At 46.3% G+C, this 16589-nt stretch carries 10 protein-coding genes; 2 read left to right on the forward strand and 8 right to left on the reverse strand.

All coding sequences use genetic code 11. The features are described 5' to 3' along the window. Window positions 1-61: 61 nt before the first annotated feature. Window positions 62-1369 carry a nucleobase:cation symporter-2 family protein gene (locus B9Y77_RS09655; protein WP_085491382.1) on the forward strand — a complete coding sequence of 436 codons (1308 nt, stop codon included), beginning with the start codon at window positions 62-64 and terminating at the stop codon, window positions 1367-1369. Between the two features lie 208 nt (window positions 1370-1577). On the opposite strand, the gene B9Y77_RS09660 is transcribed toward B9Y77_RS09655, so the two are convergent. The 7 genes from B9Y77_RS09660 to B9Y77_RS09690 all read right to left on the reverse strand — a co-directional run bounded on the left by B9Y77_RS09660 (window position 1578) and on the right by B9Y77_RS09690 (window position 12776). Further along, complete coding sequence (locus tag B9Y77_RS09660; protein ID WP_085491383.1) at window positions 1578-4679, reverse strand: type I restriction endonuclease subunit R; 3102 nt, start codon at window positions 4677-4679, stop codon at window positions 1578-1580. Continuing rightward, a complete protein-coding gene (locus B9Y77_RS09665; RefSeq protein WP_217807228.1) occupies window positions 4676-6112 on the reverse strand; it encodes an AAA family ATPase in 1437 nt (478 codons plus the stop codon). The genes B9Y77_RS09660 and B9Y77_RS09665 overlap by 4 nt, the downstream gene beginning before the upstream one ends. Before the next feature lie 160 nt (window positions 6113-6272). After that, on the reverse strand, window positions 6273-7577 hold the full coding sequence (locus B9Y77_RS09670) for a restriction endonuclease subunit S (RefSeq protein ID WP_176221733.1): 1305 nt from the start codon (window positions 7575-7577) through the stop codon (window positions 6273-6275). Beyond that, a complete protein-coding gene (locus B9Y77_RS09675; protein ID WP_085491385.1) occupies window positions 7570-8472 on the reverse strand; it encodes an AbiJ-NTD4 domain-containing protein in 903 nt (300 codons plus the stop codon). The genes B9Y77_RS09670 and B9Y77_RS09675 overlap by 8 nt, the downstream gene beginning before the upstream one ends. Before the next feature lie 3 nt (window positions 8473-8475). Then, a complete protein-coding gene (locus B9Y77_RS09680) occupies window positions 8476-10575 on the reverse strand; it encodes a type I restriction-modification system subunit M (RefSeq protein WP_085491386.1) in 2100 nt (699 codons plus the stop codon). 50 nt (window positions 10576-10625) lie between these two features. Next, on the reverse strand, window positions 10626-11390 hold the full coding sequence (locus B9Y77_RS09685; RefSeq protein ID WP_085491387.1) for a DUF2971 domain-containing protein: 765 nt from the start codon (window positions 11388-11390) through the stop codon (window positions 10626-10628). A gap of 210 nt (window positions 11391-11600) precedes the next feature. Next, the gene (locus B9Y77_RS09690) at window positions 11601-12776 is read right to left on the reverse strand and encodes a deoxyguanosinetriphosphate triphosphohydrolase family protein (RefSeq protein ID WP_085491388.1); all 1176 of its coding nucleotides are present in this window, start codon (window positions 12774-12776) and stop codon (window positions 11601-11603) included. Window positions 12777-12918: 142 nt separating this feature from the next. On the opposite strand from B9Y77_RS09690, the gene B9Y77_RS09695 reads away from it, so the two are divergent. Continuing rightward, on the forward strand, window positions 12919-13782 hold the full coding sequence (locus B9Y77_RS09695; RefSeq protein ID WP_085491389.1) for a TIGR02452 family protein: 864 nt from the start codon (window positions 12919-12921) through the stop codon (window positions 13780-13782). Window positions 13783-13890: 108 nt separating this feature from the next. Here B9Y77_RS09695 and leuS read toward each other — a convergent pair whose 3' ends face one another. Next, window positions 13891-16578, reverse strand: coding sequence for a leucine--tRNA ligase (gene leuS / locus B9Y77_RS09700; protein WP_085491390.1), 2688 nt, complete (start codon window positions 16576-16578; stop codon window positions 13891-13893). Between the last annotated feature and the right edge of the window lie 11 nt (window positions 16579-16589).

Here is a 16589-nt window from a genome sequence, read left to right on the forward strand (position 1 = left end):
GCAATGACGTAATAAAACATTCAAAGTTCGCAATGACGAAACACAGCATCTAAGGTAAAGCATGAAGACTTCGGACAACATCTACCAGCTCGACGGACGCGTTCCGCTTTTACAGGCAATTCCATTCGGCTTGCAGCACGTGCTCGCCATGTTCGTGAGTAACATTACGCCGATCATCATCCTTGCAAACGTCGTCGGGATTGAAAAAGGCCTCACCGCCTCGCTTATCCAGAACTGCATGATTATCGCAAGCATCGGCACGCTCATCCAGCTCTACCCTGTCTGGAAAATCGGCTCCCGCCTCCCCATCGTCATGGGCATCAGTTTCACATTCCTCTCCGTCTCCATTTCCATCGGAGTATCGCAAGGCATGGGAACGCTCATGGGCGCCGTCATCGTTGGCGGTATTGTCGAAGGACTTCTCGGCCTCTGCGCCAAATACTGGCTCAAACTCATCCCACACATCGTTGCGGCCACCGTCGTGACCTCCATCGGATTCTCGCTTTTGCCCATCGGCGCGAATTCATTCGCGGGCGGTCAAGGCGCCGCTGACTTCGGTTCCGCACAGAACTGGATTGTCGGTAGCGTCACTCTCCTCACCTGCTTACTCACGCAAGTTTTCGCCAAGGGATTCCTCCGTTCGCTCTCCGTGCTCGTCGGCCTCATCGTCGGTTACATTCTCGCACTCTGCATGGGCATGGTCGATTTCTCGGGCATCACAAACAACGGCTTTTTCGCACTCCCCAAGTTCCTCCCGTTCACACCGGAATTTAACTTGGGCGCAATCCTCTCCGTCATCGCCATCTATCTCGTGTCCGCCACAGAAACAGTCGGTGACTCCAGCGCCCTTTGCAGCGGCGCCCTCAAGCGCCAAATTCACAAAGTCGAGATGGGAGGCGCCATCAGCTGCGACGGCTTTGTCAGCTCTATTTCCGGACTTTTCGGCTGCACCCCGATTACATCCTTTAGCCAGAACGTCGGCCTTGCCTCGCTCTCTGGCGTTGTGAACCGCTTCGCCATCGCAACAAGCGCAGGCATCATGCTCCTCGGCGGCCTCTTCCCGCCCATAGGCACACTCCTCACGACCATCCCGCAAGCCGTTCTCGGCGGCTGCACTATCATGATGTTCGGTTCCATCCTCTTCGCAGGATTCGGCATGATTGCGAAAAGCGGCTTCTCGCAGCGCAACATGATTATCGTTAGCTTGTCCTTAAGCACCGGGCTTGGATTCACATCAGCATCGCAGATGTTCAAAATTTTCCCGCAGATCATCCAGACCATCTTCGCCGAAAACTGCGTCGCCGTGGTATTCATCCTCGCTGTAGTCTTGAATTTGGTATTGCCTAAGGACAAGGAAGAAGGAAAGTAAAAGGGGCAAATCGCCGAGAAAGTTCAGATAAAATTGCAAGTAAACGTCCGCCTTCGAGCGGACATTTTTTTGTGGAAGAAAAATCACTCAAAAAGTGACATTTAGAGAGTTATACCGCAAAAAAGTGCTTATAATTCTCTAAATCTCACAATTTTTTACACATTTAGAGAATTATAGCGATGTTTTTGTTGGATAGAGATTTTGGAAGCTATCTATTTTTCTGTTCCTCACTGGCAGCAATCGGCATTTCACTAAATTCATTCTTCTGCGTTGGCATCTTATAAATGCGCCCTGCGACATCCTCATTAGCCGTAGCATTCACCGCTTCATCGGCTTCTTTGGCTTTCTTCTTTAGGCTCTTGTAAATTTCGCCCATAAATATGCCAAGAACTTCTTTCTTGATTTCTTCATTATTCAAGAGCAAAGTGAAAAAACTTTCATTTTGGCCAAGACCTTCAATTAAAGCTTCGTCAATATTATCATAGAACGGATACGCAAAATCACGTTCAGTATTAACCGCAGCTTTCTTTTTAAGATCTTCGTTTTTCATCATGATGTCGCGAATCTGCAAAGCGGCTTTCACGGCAACGTCAGTATCAAACGTAGTTCCGTTCTTGCTGTTGATTTCGGCGATAATCTCGGACAGTTTCTGCTTCTTATCTTCAGTGAGACCGAACTTTTCAGCAATAGGCAATTTCAGGAACGGTTTAGAAACCAAGTTCGGAGCCTTGTGTTCTTCATCTTTTTTCTGGACAAAGTTCCCTATCTTGATTTTGCCCTTCAATGAGAAGCCATTACCTGCCTGGCGAATATCCAGATATGCAAGCAACGCGACAATGAAATTGTATTTCTTATGCAAGTCAACATCGCTGAAATTCGTCACCTGAATCATGAATTCATAAAAACGCACAAAACTGCGCAACAGAGCGACAAATTCCAGTTGTTCTTCGAGTTCGTATTTGTCAACGAATTTCTGCGCACGCACAAGCAAGCTGTTGATTTCAGCCTTCTTCTTGTCCATCAGCCCCTTGTACATCCACTCATTGAATTTCATCACATCATCGCAATCGATAATGGCGTAAGCGTCAATCTTCTTTTCAAGTTCGTAGATGTTTCTCGGGTTGACAGAATTGGCGAGGAATGTCGAGGTATAATACGGAGCAAATGCCGCCTTCATGTCTTCGTAATCGTTCTTAAAATCGAGAATGAAGGTCTGCTTTTTATACGGGGCACAGATGCGGTTGAGTCTCGAAAGCGTCTGCACGGCGTTGACTCCGCGCAACTTTTTGAGGATGTACATCGCACAAAGTTTCTTCTGATCAAAGCCAGTCTGGTACTTGTTCGCCACAAGCAGCACCTGATATCCGTCCTTGTCGAATTTTTCAGGCAACTTGTCTTCCGAAAAACCGTTCATTTTTGCTTCGGAATACTCGACATCATCAACTTTCACCTTTCCGGAGAATGCGACTAGCGCCTTGATGTCGCTGTAACCTTTTTTATTCAGGTATTCATCCATGGCCTGTCGGTATTTCACTGCACCTTGGCGAGAATCCGTAATGACCATTGCCTTTGCGTTTCCATCCAGTTCCTGCATCACAGTCGTGCGGAAGTGTTCTACAATCACTTCTACTCGTTGTGCAATATTGGTATCGTGCAATTCGGCAGTACGAGCAATCTGGCGCTTCGCCTTTTTGGTTTCCAGGGTCGGATCGTCTTGAATAGCCTTGTTCACCTGATAGAAAGTCTTGTAGGTGATGTAATTCTGCAACACGTCCAGAATGAAGCCTTCTTCAATCGCCTGCTTCATGGAATAGGTGTGGAACGCTTCGCCATGACCATCCTTGTTGATGCGCCCGAACAATTGCAAAGTCGTAGGCTTGGGAGTCGCCGTAAACGCGAAGAATGATACATTCTCCTGCTTGCCGTTGCGCTTGATTTCATCGACAATAGAATCTTCGACATCGACTTCTTCGTCATCATTCTGCTTGCCTTTGCCAAGAGCCTTGGTGATTGCCGCCATATTCTTGCCCGCAGTAGAAGAATGAGCCTCATCGATGATAACAGCAAAAGTCTTACCCTTAAGCGAGGCAACCGTATCGACAATGTAAGGGAACTTCTGGATAGTTGTCGCAATAATCTTGGTGTTTCCTTCAAGCGCCTTGCGCAAATCGTCCGAAGTGCAGTCGTCCTTCATGGGCTTGAAAAGCCCGGACTTGTGCTCGATTCCGCTAATGGCCGCCTGCAACTGCCTATCAACTACCACGCGGTCCGTTACGACAACGACATTATCAAAAATCTGCTTGTCATCCTTGTCGTGCAACGAAGAAAAACGATGCGAAAGCCAGGCGATTGTATTAGTTTTGCCGCTACCCGCACTGTGCTGGATCAGGTAATTGAACGAAGACATGTTTTCCGTGACATCGGCAAGAATCTTTCGCAAGCAATCCAACTGATGATAACGCGGGAAAATGATATTTTCCTTCTTCGTCTTTTTCCCAGTTTCCTTGTCTTCTTTTTCTTCAACCTGGATAAAGATGTATCTCGAAATCAAATCGAGAATCGTATCCTTGGTCAGGATATCTTCCCACATGTAATGTACGGGGTAATCGTCGTCGCAAAGCGGGTTCCCTTTACCCGCATTTACGCCATTACCGTCACCCATATTGAATGGCAAAAAGGTCGTCGTTTCGCCTTCGAGCCGCGTGGTCATATAGACTTCGTTCAAGTCCATCGCAAAGTTCACCAGCGTTCCAGACTTGAACTGGAACAGTCGCGTCTTGGGATTACGCTGCGTACGGTACTGCTCAATGGCATGCGAATAATTTTGCCCCTGCGGATTCGACTTGAGTTCAAACGAAATGATGGCAATCCCGTTCAAGAAAATCACCAGGTCAATCCTTTCGTCGTCACTCGCCCAAACTTCTTCAGCGACCGAGAAAATATTTTCCCGATAGTTCTTCAAGAGTTCCGGGTTAAAATCGGTGGCGGGCTTGCTGTACATCAAGTCTAGGTGCTGGTTTGCAAGGTCAATGCCGTGCTTGAGCGCGCCAATAAGGCTCCCATCCTTCTTGTTCACTTCGCGGTTGAAGTAGTTGAACAATGTTTCTTCGAAATCGTCCTTGTACATTTTGCGCAGGAGTTCGACTTTTTTCGGCTGCGTCTTGGTCAAAAATTCCACGAGCAATTCGCCGTCTATCGCAAAGCGACGGTCAAAGTTTTCATTCGTGCGCACACGGTAACCGTTATGCTCTTTCAGGTAATTGAGGATTCCGCGCTGGTAATCGTAACGCTCATTGATAGAGAACTTCATAGCATATTCCCCCTGAACAAATCTTCCATTGTGATTTCTTGCTGTGCGACGCTGCTGTTGGCACCTTCGGCAACACCGTAGGTAGTCACCATTGTTGGTACGATAGCGTATTTGGTTTTCGTCTTAGTTCGGAAAAGTTCAGCCCTATCGCGAATATAGTCGGCGTATTCCGCCGTCATTTGATACTTGCCCATAGCGAATTTAATTTCGCACAAGTTTATTGTTCTGTCCGCTCTTGAAATAACCAAATCAATTTGGGCTCCCTTTTCAGAATCGCTTTTGGGTACATATCTCCATGCAGATACTTCCGTCGCTATGCCGGCAATGCCCAGTTTCTGCTTTATAGCATCAACATGCGTCATGCAAACTAGTTCAAAAGTCTGCCCCTGCCAACTTTCTACGCTGTGTGAGTTGAAATGCTTGCTCCACCATTGTTCGTCAAGGGAGTTGTTCGCCTGCACATACTTGAAATAAAAGAGTGTATAAAAATCAGACAACCGGTAAATAGCGTCCTTGACCTTGTTGCCAAGCTGACTATAACGCAAAACGAAATCGCAGCGTTCAAGATTTTTCAGGACGATTGTCAACATTTTTCCGTCGAAACGGACCTGCTTCCCTATTTCAGAACGAGTCATGCCCTCTTTGTGATTAGCCAGCAGCTGCACCACTTGTATATAGTATTCCGCATGGGAGAACAACGCATTGTAGAGCTCGTCAAATTCTATTTTCAGCAAAGCATTCTTACGGAAGAAAAGACGGTCGATGTTTTGGACAAGGCTCAAGCGGGTATCCAGCAGACTCCAGTAAAACGGGACTCCGCCCAAAATCATGTACGCCTGGAGAATCTGGTATCTATCCCACGCACACCTTCTAGCTCGGAGGTATTGTTCCGACTCGTAAAGCGTAAAGGGGTTCAGGTAGATACTGTTCGTAATGCGGCAATGCAACCCGCCCTGGTTCTCGACGAGCTTATCGATCATCCAGCTGGTCGCACTGCCCGTTGCAACAAACAAAATGTCTTTGCGGCGGGCGGCCCAACCATTCCAGAAGTTTTCGAACTCTTCGACAAAATCCGATTTTGGGGTGTCAATCCACGGCATTTCATCAAAAAAGATGACTTTCTTATGGTCGCTTGATTGCGACTCGATCCATCCGGTTAGCGAATCGAAGGCATCTGACCAATCGGCAAACTCTGGCAATTTTGGCAAGTGCGCGTAATGCTTGATGGCCTTTGCAAAGTTTCGCAACTGCTTTTTTACGGGCAGGTTATGACCTCCGACAAAAGAAAAGTCGTATTGACGGTTAAAGAACTCTTCTACAAGGAAGGTCTTGCCTACGCGGCGACGGCCATAAACAACAACGAACTCCGACTGGTCACTTTTTAAGCAACGGTCGAGTTCCCCTATTTCGCGATTTCGTCCAATCAGGTTCATCGGCATCCCCATGCTATTTTCTCTAAATATACACAAAAGCTAGACAAATAATTTCCCCAAAGTGATATTTTTTACGAGATTTGGGAAAATATATGCTAAAAACAGCTAATAATTTCCCAAATCTGCAAATTTTTGTGAGATTTGGGAAATTATGTAGTTCCTAGGGAACTTCCTTTTTGCCGGTCACGTATTCGAAAATGAGTGATTTTTTGTATTCGTCAAGGGTTTCAAGCTGTTTTTGCTTGTCGGCGATTGTCACATCGATTTCGGAACATTTTTCGTCGAGATAATCCACGATAGCCTTTTGCTCGGAAAGAGGAGGGAAGAGAATTGGCGTATTCCCTAATTTCTCTTTCGTATAGTGTTGAATTGTTGCCCGATTGCATATACGATCAATATATCCTAAATGATAAATAGCAAACAGCCAATAATACAAGAAGGTTTGAATAGTTGCAGCATTTTTACTTCTACAACGCATAACTGAATTTTGAATGTAGCAAGGGTAAAATTCATTATGGTAAATAGCCGCAGTCCCCGCCATACCGCCTTCCATTACAAGCACATCTCCATCATCAAGAAGAAACAGTTTTTTTTCGTATTCTGAAAAATACATTTGTTTATGGACATCAACATTAATTCCAGTCCATTTGATATTTGCCGCACACAAATAGTTTTCCAAACCAACATCTTTTTCAGAATCAATCATTTTCCCCAATGTTATATCAAATAGTCTTTTAATGTATGATGTTTTCCATCCTTCAGGGATTTTCCCAATCCATTCGATGCCGCTATCTTTTAATTTGACTTTGGGGTTAAGGCCCTTCGTGACAGCCTCGGTAATGACCGATTTCTTGTAGTCGTTCAAGATATCAATCTGCTTCTGGATATCCGAACGAATCGAATCAATCTCGCCACACTTCTCATCCAAAAAATCCGCAATTCTCTGCTGCTCCGCAAGAGGTGGAAAAGGAATGACATATGTACCAACATTTTCTGCAGAAAGATTTGCAGCACAAGATCCATTTTCAAACTTTTTTGTCTGTATCTCAGCAATCTTTGAATTTAATATGAAATTAAGAAAATGATTGTTGATGTTTTTTGGTCTTAGCACTGTTAATGACGACGCTACCGTTCCCTCATCTTCAGATTCGTTTATTGAGCATAAACCAACACTACCACGAAGACAGAAAACAATATCACCTTTTTTGATTTTTGCGCCACCTAATAATTTATAACGTTCGGGAGTTATATACTTTGTAATTTCCGGATTTGTATCCAAAACTGTAGAATGGATGTTGTTTGACGTGAGAAAAACAATTCCGTCATCTACAAGGTCATCCCCACTAGGATAATTTTTCCCTCTATCTCCATTGTAAAAATCAGCAACAAACTTGACTTTGGTCATCATCCAATCTTCTGGAATTTGCCCAATCCACTGAAAATCACAGTCTTTCATCTTACGCATGCTTGCCCCCAACCTTGCCATAGTTAGCGGTCAAATAGTTCACAAACGCAGAACAGCTGACAAGCATAAATTTTGCTTCTTCAAAAGTGACATCGCTTTCAAACATACCATTTGCATGTCTAACTCCGCCCTCATCACTCGTATAACCATATAAATTTGAAAAGGCGTTTTTTAAAGCCGAATGAATTACCAAGCCGTTATCTTCAAGCCGTTTAAGGGCCTGTCCCAATGTCGCTTTTTCATTACCAACAACAATTGAACAAATTGACTCTACTGCAGAAATGCTTTCCTTGATACAGTTCTTATAGTCTTTGTGTTCTCTATCCGCAATAAAGCCAACAGCCTTTTTTATATGAGCCCTTGTTCCTTCAAATTCATTATTGCAGGCTTCTTCTATGGAGTCAATTTCATTTTTATCCGTAATCGGTGTAATCCTACCATCAACAAATCGATAGCCCACATATTCCATTTCAAAAATTGAATTTATAGTTTCATAAAAACCTTTACGCTTTTCAATTTCATATTTATCATATCGATGCATTGCTAGGAACTCAATAAAATCAAACACTTCATTAAAGAAAGCATTCGTAAGAATATCCTCTGTAATAGCAATTATACGAGCAACGCTATAATGTTTACTTGAATCAATTCTTTTAGATAGCACAAACGTAATTATATCCTTGCATAAATCATTTTCTTTATCATACAAGTACTTATCACCAAATGCACTAGCGTTTTTAAACTGTTCTTTCAAACTTTCGGATATACAATTAAATAAAATATTCCTAGTTCTATCATCCAATTCATCAGTTTGCATCTGCGTATTGCAAGAACCCATTCCATGGGCCTCGCTAAATCCGCCACGAACATGAATCATGCTTTTACGTTCTGCCATATACTACCCAAACAATTTTGCAATACGCTTGTTCACAGACTTATCGAGTTCTACAAATTCCTTCGCCAAATCCTTGCTCGCCTTGGGCTGCTGATACTTGTAAAAGTAGCGTGTGAACGGAATCTCAGCACCGGTTTTCACGACAGGCTTCTTGGCGCTTAAATCTTCTTCAAAGAAAGCCTTTGCGTCAGGGATATGAGGCAGCACTTCGCGAGCCATGTAATCGTTGATGCTTTCGGTGTACTTGACAATTTCGGTATCCTTCGAATCGTTATCCCAAAGAACATTGCCCTTCTTATCTTTCTGAATTTCGGCTTCCTTGTCCATTACAGAAAGGCCATCCGCAATCCTGTCGAGCAACTTCTTATCCACATCGGGGAACAATTCCGACAAACGCTCCATAAAGGAATCCGGTTCCAAGTATTTCTTCTTGCCGGTGTTCGCCTTTAGCGTTTCCATGATGAAATCGTAAATGGGCTTGCCCGCCTTCAACTTTTCAAGGAGCTTTTCTTCCTTGGTGGAGAGCTCCTCTTCGGAATTTTCAAGTTCGTTCACCTTCGCTTCGTCATAGACCGTATTCAACACACCCGAAACGACCAGATTTTCAATGCGTTCGTCAGTGATGGCATAGCTGCGCTGCAACGGCTGCTTGACCACATATTCGCGGTACATGAATTCTTCATTGTCGTAAATCTGGCAAAGTTCGTTCTCTTCAAAGTTCGCATAAAGTTCGGTAATGCGCTTGCGGTCTTTGGGAGTGATTTCGTTGCGCTTGTTTCCGAGGCTCTTACGCAACTTGTGGTAAATACCGCTCGCGTCAATGAGCTGCACCTTGCCACGACGCTTTTGACTCTTATTCTTCGAAAGCACCCAAATGTAGGTCGCGATGCCCGTGTTGTAGAAAAGGTCCGTCGGGAGCGCAATAATCGCTTCGAGCAAATCGTTTTCCAAAAGCCAACGACGGATTTGCGATTCGCCAGAAGCCGTACCACCCGTAAAAAGCGGAGAGCCATTCTCAATAATCGCTGCACGGCCGCAAAGGTCATCCATCTTGTCGACCGCCGACTGGATAAACAGCAACTGCATATCGCCCGTTGCAGGCAAGTAGCCCGCCCCCCAGCGGCTCTGCGATTTCGTCTTTTCCTTATACACCGCCTCCTCAACACCTTCGGCAGCATCCTTGCCGCCCCAAGGTTGCCCAAACGGCGGATTCTCTACCATAAAGCGCATCTTGGTATTCGCAAAACAATCCGCCTTCATCGTGTCTTGCAAGCGGATATTCTCGGCGTTCTGCCCCTTGATAAGCATTTCAGCAAGGCATATCGCATAAGATTCCGGATTCACCTCTTGCCCGAAAAGACGGATGTCCGCTGTCGGGTTAAAACGCTTGATAAAGTTTTCCGTAGTGGAGAGCATACCGCCCGTTCCGCAAGCCTGGTCGCAAACGGTAATCACCTTGCCATCGTCAAAGATGTCGTCGCAACCTTCGGCAAGCAAGATGTTCACCATCGTCTTGATGATGTCGCGGCCCGTGTAGTGGTCGCCCGCCTCAGCGTTTTCAGAGAATCTGCGAATCAAGTCCTCGAAAATGTAGCCCATCTTTACATTGTCAATCGTTTTCGGATTAAGGTCCAATTCCGAGAATTTCTTGATGACGCCGTAAAGGCGATTGTGCTTGTCCATCTTGTCGATTTGCTTTTCGAAATCGAGACCCGACGAATTGCTCATGATGATTTCCTGAACGTTCGGCGAGAATGCGTTCAAGTAGCTCTTAAAATTCGAAGCAATGTGTTCTGAATCGTTCAGGAGTTCTGCAAGTGTGTATTCGCTCGTGTTGTAGAACTGGAAACCGGAAATTTTGCACATCGCCTTGTAAGGATAAGCGGGGCTCTTTTTGAACTGGGCAACAACCTTAGCCTTCGTGCCGGCAAGCGCACATTCAAAACGGCGGATAATCACCATCGGGATGATGACATCTTTGTACTTGTCGCTCTTGTAAGGGCCGCGAAGAGTATTCGCGATGGACCAAATAAAATTAACTTCAGTCGAAACATCTACCGGGGAATCGTCAAAAGCGGCGTCGATGACCTTGTTCTTGGACATGTAGAAAATCCTTTGCTGTATCAAGGGAAAAAGTAAATAAAAATGAGGGATTATTCAACCAACTCAGGCTTGAGTTTGAACGCATTTGGGTCAAGAGTTATCTGGTAAATGTTGATATTCGGGTTCAATTTCTTTGCTATTTCAATTATTTGTTCCCTTTTTCGCTGCAACATATTTACGCCGAGATAAACCGATTCGAAGCAATCTGCAGTGAGTCTAGGGTAATGGCGTATTTCTTTTCCATCTATGGTTTCTTCTTCATCAAATTCTCTTGGTACATCACGCATTGCATTAGCCCATAATGGGTGGTCCGCAATTAAGCGCACTTCCTGTTCGTGCTCCCAATCCTTGGCTTTTGTTAGCAACATTTCAGACGGAGAAGGGCGGTCTCTAAAATAATCCGGTTTGTCGTTTATATCTCTATAAATAACCTCTTCAGCTTCTTGAGGAGCACTATAACCAATAAACCTATCCTGGCAACTCCGCAAAACCGCTTCTATATTTAAACCAATACAGATTCCTTTATGGTTGTTGTAGTAAGCCCACATAAGCAAGGAATCACACACCTTCGACAAGCAGCAAATCCATGTTTGCTCTCTATAATTTTTCATGTCGTTGTATTTCATTTTAGAGAAGAAACCAGCAGGATTCAAGTTACGCTTATTCGGTGGAACATTCGAATAATCAAATAATGCTGGGTGGCAATCAAACGGATCATTAAACTTCGTCGCATTGGTAAACTGAAGAGTTCGATTTTTCAGCATAGCCATGCCACCATCGAAATCAAGGTATTTATACAATATATCTGTCGCCATACATTTTGCAAAATAGTTTATTACTTGAAATAAAATTGCAGTTGTCGCAAAATTTGCATATTACCTTTTCAAAATTCTAACACCGTTTTTCTAAAGTCACAAGTTGTGACTTTAAACGAGTGATTTCAGAGAATTAAAAAAAATGGAAATCGCAAATTGCGACATCCATGTTTTTTGGTGAACCTTTTAGTGAACTTTTTGGTGAACTTTTTACTTTTCCCCAAAGCTCACGCCGAATGACTTTGGCATCACGATTTCCTTATAGGCGTTCATCAGATAGTCATCGGTCATTCCAGAGACGTAGTCGGCGACAATGCGCGGGAGCGATGTCGTTTCTTTGTACTTTTCGCCCAGCGATTCACACCAGTGATTGATTCCTGTTGCCTTTTTCACGCCAGACTTGAGTTCTTCAAGGCATTCTTCCAAGACAGTCCGGAACATCATCTTGATTTTTTCATCCTGGGTTGACTTTTTCGGATTCAAATAGATGTTTTTGTAGTTCCAGTTTTTCAGCTGATTAAGCGCATCGAAAACTTCCGGCGAAAAGACGAGAGTTTCTTTGTCTAGACTATTGTTGACAAGGTCTGTAATAAGCGTGTTGACGATTTCGCTATTTTTGCTTCCGAGAATTTTCGTGATTTCTTGGGGGATGTCTTCGCGTTTCACCAATTTCAAGATGATGGCATCTTCGATGTCGCGGCCAACGTACGCAATCACGTCCGAGATTCGCATGACGCATCCTTCCAATGTCATCGGGACCATCTCTTTCGATTTCAGCTTTCCGCTTAAGCTGTTTTTGTATTCTTCCAGCAGTTTTTCTGGAGTCTTGCTACGGTTGCAGCCGTATTCATTTTTCAGGATTTCGCCGTTGTGGCAGATGATTCCGTCGAGCACTTGCGCGGTAAGGTTCAGTCCTTTGCCGTACGCTTCGAGGTCATTGAACAGTCTAAAGCTTTGAACATTGTGTTCAAAAATTCCTTCTCCGCAATCTTGCAAAAACTTCGAGACAATCCGTTCGCCATCGTGCCCAAAAGGCGTATGGCCCACATCGTGACCTAGCGAAATTGCCTCAATCAAATCCTCGTTAAGATTCAAAAAGCGTCCAATGGTCCTTGCGATTTTAGCGACTAGCTGCACGTGCAGCACACGATGCGTGATGTGGTCATTTTCAACAAGGCAAAACACCTGAGTTTTATCAATGTATCGGCTATAGCAATAGGAATGGATAATCTTGTCTGCATCGCGGGAAAAATTCGGGCGGATATCGTCAGGCACTTCGTGATAGCGAATTGCGGAAGCGGACTTGCAGGCGTATTCTGCAAGCGAGTTTTCCTTTTCCATCAAGCGGGATTCAATTTGTTTCTTGACCGAGGCGTTCCATTCCATAAAGCAATTCCATTTGGGTTTTAGATTACAGAAATATACATTTTCAGCAAAAAAGAGTACGCCCCTAAATTTTGACAAAAACTCGCCCACTTGACATTTTTCACTCAAAGAACGATATTTATAGAAAACACATTAGGTAATTATGCAAAACAGAATTGACTACAAAAAATTAAATATCGAAGTTTACGAAGACACAGCAGAGCGTTGCCGCACAAATGCACGATTGCGTGAATCCATCGCAAGTTCCACCCGCGAACAGAAATTTACCGGCGAGGCAGAAAAAGTCGTTGTCGAGAACCGCAACATTTTCACGGAAAGCGCCAAAATTATCGTTTCACAAAAGCGAACGCTCGAAGCCGCCAAAGCATACGCAGGTACAAAAGTCGCAGTGCTCAATTTCGCATCGGCATCGCACCCGGGAGGCGGCGTTACAACAGGCGCAGGCGCCCAAGAAGAAAGCATTTGCAGATGCTCGACATTGCATCCATGCCTAAAGGCACCCCAAATGGAAAAGTTTTTCTACGAGCCGCATTGGCACCAGAAAAACGCGCTCCACAACGACGACTGCATTTACACGCCTGGCGTAACCGTCATCAAGACCGACACATCATCGCCCGAATTGCTTGACGAATCGGACTGGTACAATGTCGATGTTATCACCTGCGCTGCACCGAACTTGCGCAACTTCGAACGTAAAAAGGATTTACTCGTCGATAAATACGGCAGCGGTTCAATCACTGACGAAGGCTTAAAGCAGCTGCACATCAAGAGGCTCCGTCGCATTTTGGACATCGCAATTTTGAATAAAGTCGAAAGCATTATTCTCGGAGCATTCGGCTGCGGTGCATTCATGAACGATCCAAGAATCGTCGCAGAAGCAACCGCCGAAGCCCTCAAGGATTACCTGCACGCGTTCAAGAATATCGAATTCGCCATATTCTGCCGCCCAGGATTCGAGCAGAACTACAAAGAATTCTGCAAATTGCAATGCATTAACCAATTATAAATTAAAACGATTTTCCATATTAGAATGCAAAAAGACCGCAGCGGAAAGCTACGGTCTTTTTGTAAATCACTGGATCCTTCCGCCTTCGGCGTCAGGATGACGTAATTGCTACTTTACCACGATGTTCACGAGCTTGCCGGGCACGACGATGGACTTCACGACGGTCTTACCGTTCATGAACTCTTTCACGCGTTCATTGTCAAGTGCGAGTTTTTCCAATGCGGCCTTGTCCAAGTCCTTGGCGACAGATGCCTTGGCGCGGACCTTGCCGTTCACCTGGAACACGACTTCTACAGTGTTTTCCACAGCCTTGGAGTGGTCGGCTTCCGGCCAGGCGACGTTCGTGAGTGATTCGTTGTGACCGAGGATGCTCCACATTTCTTCGGCGATGTGCGGGGCAAACGGGTGCAAGAGCTTGACGAACGTTTCACACGGTTCGCGGTAGCGCTTGTCCATCTTCATCATTTCGTTGTTGAAGATCATCAGCTGGCTAATCGCTGTGTTGAAGCTCATGTTTTCAATGTCGTTCGTGACCTTGATAACGCTCTGGTGCATCACCTTCTCGATTGCTTCCGGAGCGGTTTCATCCACAAAGACCGGGGCTTCATCGCTGTCGCCGACAACAGAACGCCAGGCGCGGCCGAGGAAGCGGTTCATGCCTTCGATGCCCTTGGTCTGCCACGGCTTCACGGCGTCCAGCGGGCCCATGAACATTTCGTACAAGCGAAGGCTATCGGCACCGTAGTCGCGCACCACGTCATCGGGGTTCACAACGTTCTTCAAAGACTTACTCATCTTAGCCACAATCTGCTTGAGTTCGATGTCCGTACCCTTCTTGAAGTACTTGCCGTTCTTTTCTTCAACTTCGTCGGTCGGGACCTTGGAGCCAGCGGCATCTTCGTATGCAAAGGCAAGAATCATACCCTGGTTGAAGAGCTTCTGGAATGGTTCGTCGGTAGAGACGAGGCCGAGATCGAACAAAACCTTGTGCCAGAAACGGCTGTAGAGCAAGTGAAGCACGGCGTGTTCGGCACCACCCACATAGAGGTCAACCGGCATCCAGTACTTTTCAAGTTCCTTTGCCACAAATGCGTCGCCGTTGCAAGCGTCGATGTAGCGGAGGTAATACCAGCAAGAACCAGCCCACTGCGGCATGGTGTTCGTTTCGCGGATACCCTTGCGGCCATTCTTATCGACGACCTGGAGCCATTCGGTGGCGTTTGCGAGCGGGGACTGTCCGCCGTCACCCGGCTTGTAATCCTTGAGTTCCGGCAAGAGCACCGGCAGTTCGGAATCATCGACGGTAGAGATTTCGCCGTCTTCCCAGTGGATAATCGGGAACGGTTCGCCCCAGTAGCGCTGACGGCTGAAGAGCCAGTCACGGAGCTTGTAGTTCACGGTAGCCTTACCGATCTTGTTGGCTTCGAGCCATTCGATGACCTTGGCGATACCCTGCTTCTTGTTGAGGCCGTTCAGGCAAAGCGTGTCGTTCTGGCTGTTGATGTAGGTGCCGTCGGCAGCCCAGCAGGCTTCCCCCTTGAGCACGAGAGGCTTAACATCTTCGGGGCAGCTTGCATCCGGTTCCATGATGCAGATGACCGGCAAGTTGAACTTCTTTGCAAAGTCAAAGTCGCGAGTATCGTGAGCCGGCACGGCCATGATGGCACCGGTGCCATAGCCCGTCAAAACGTAGTCGGCAACCCACACCGGAATCTTCGTGCCGGTGAGCGGGTTCACAGCGTAAGAACCAGTAAACACGCCGGTCTTTTCCTTGGCGAGTTCAGTACGGTCGAGGTCGCTCTTCAAGGCGGCGGCGTGCACGTATTCTTCCACGGCGGCCTTCTGTTCGGCAGTCGTGAGTTCCGGCACCATAGCGTGTTCCGGAGCAACGACCATGTAGGTTGCACCGAACAGCGTATCGCAACGGGTCGTATAAACGCGGAGCTTCTTTTCGGTCGGCTTGCCGTTAGCGTCGGCAATGGCAAAGTCCACTTCGGCACCAAAGCTCTTGCCGATCCAGTTCTTCTGCATGTCCTTCACGCCCTGCGGCCAGTCGAGCTTGTCAAGGCCCTTCAGCAGGCGGTCGCCATACAGCGGAATACGCATGAGCCACTGCTTGAGGTTACGGCGTTCGACTTCCTTGGTGCCGCACTTTTCGTGGCTACCGTCGTTCAAGACTTCTTCGTTCGCGCAAACAATCTTGCAGTGCTTGCACCACCACACCTGAGCATCGGCGTAATAAGCGAGGCGCTTGCCGTCGCGGTACTTGCGAACCTCGTCCTTACCCTTGGCTTCGACATCGGCCGGAATCGGGAGTTCTTCAATCGGGCGGCCCTTCTGCTGGTCTTCATCGAACCAGGTGCCATAAAGGCGCTTGAAAATCCACTGCGTCCACTTGTAATACTTCGGGTCAGTGGTGTTGACTTCCTTGTTCCAGTCGTAAGAGAGACCGAGGCGCTTGATCTGGCGGCGGAAATTGTCGCAGTTCTTCTTGGTCGTAATGGCCGGGTGCGTACCGGTCTGGATGGCGTACTGTTCAGCAGGGAGGCCGAATGCGTCCCAACCCATCGGGTGGAGCACATTGAAACCACGGCTGCGCTTGTAGCGGCAAATGATATCCGTTGCAGTGTAACCTTCCGGGTGACCTACATGGAGGCCAGCACCACTCGGGTACGGGAACATATCCAAGCAATAATACTTCGGCTTGGACTTATCTTCGCCAGTCTTAAACGTCTGATGTTCTTCCCAGTAGGCTTGCCACTTGGTTTCGATTTCTTGCGGATTATACTTTGCCATTATTTATTCCT

Source organism: Fibrobacter sp. UWB13 (assembly GCF_900177805.1).
In the GTDB taxonomy this organism is placed as follows: Bacteria; Fibrobacterota; Fibrobacteria; order Fibrobacterales; family Fibrobacteraceae; genus Fibrobacter.

What these genes read in the sequence shown, in the direction of transcription:
- B9Y77_RS09655 (WP_085491382.1), top strand. Translation starts at nt 62, where the DNA reads ATGAAGACTTCGGACAACATCTACCAGCTCGACGGACGCGTTCCGCTT.
- B9Y77_RS09660 (WP_085491383.1), bottom strand. Translation starts at nt 4,679, where the DNA reads ATGAAGTTCTCTATCAATGAGCGTTACGATTACCAGCGCGGAATCCTC.
- B9Y77_RS09665 (WP_217807228.1), bottom strand. Translation starts at nt 6,112, where the DNA reads ATGAACCTGATTGGACGAAATCGCGAAATAGGGGAACTCGACCGTTGC.
- B9Y77_RS09670 (WP_176221733.1), bottom strand. Translation starts at nt 7,577, where the DNA reads ATGCGTAAGATGAAAGACTGTGATTTTCAGTGGATTGGGCAAATTCCA.
- B9Y77_RS09675 (WP_085491385.1), bottom strand. Translation starts at nt 8,472, where the DNA reads ATGGCAGAACGTAAAAGCATGATTCATGTTCGTGGCGGATTTAGCGAG.
- B9Y77_RS09680 (WP_085491386.1), bottom strand. Translation starts at nt 10,575, where the DNA reads ATGTCCAAGAACAAGGTCATCGACGCCGCTTTTGACGATTCCCCGGTA.
- B9Y77_RS09685 (WP_085491387.1), bottom strand. Translation starts at nt 11,390, where the DNA reads ATGGCGACAGATATATTGTATAAATACCTTGATTTCGATGGTGGCATG.
- B9Y77_RS09690 (WP_085491388.1), bottom strand. Translation starts at nt 12,776, where the DNA reads ATGGAATGGAACGCCTCGGTCAAGAAACAAATTGAATCCCGCTTGATG.
- B9Y77_RS09695 (WP_085491389.1), top strand. Translation starts at nt 12,919, where the DNA reads ATGCAAAACAGAATTGACTACAAAAAATTAAATATCGAAGTTTACGAA.
- leuS (WP_085491390.1), bottom strand. Translation starts at nt 16,578, where the DNA reads ATGGCAAAGTATAATCCGCAAGAAATCGAAACCAAGTGGCAAGCCTAC.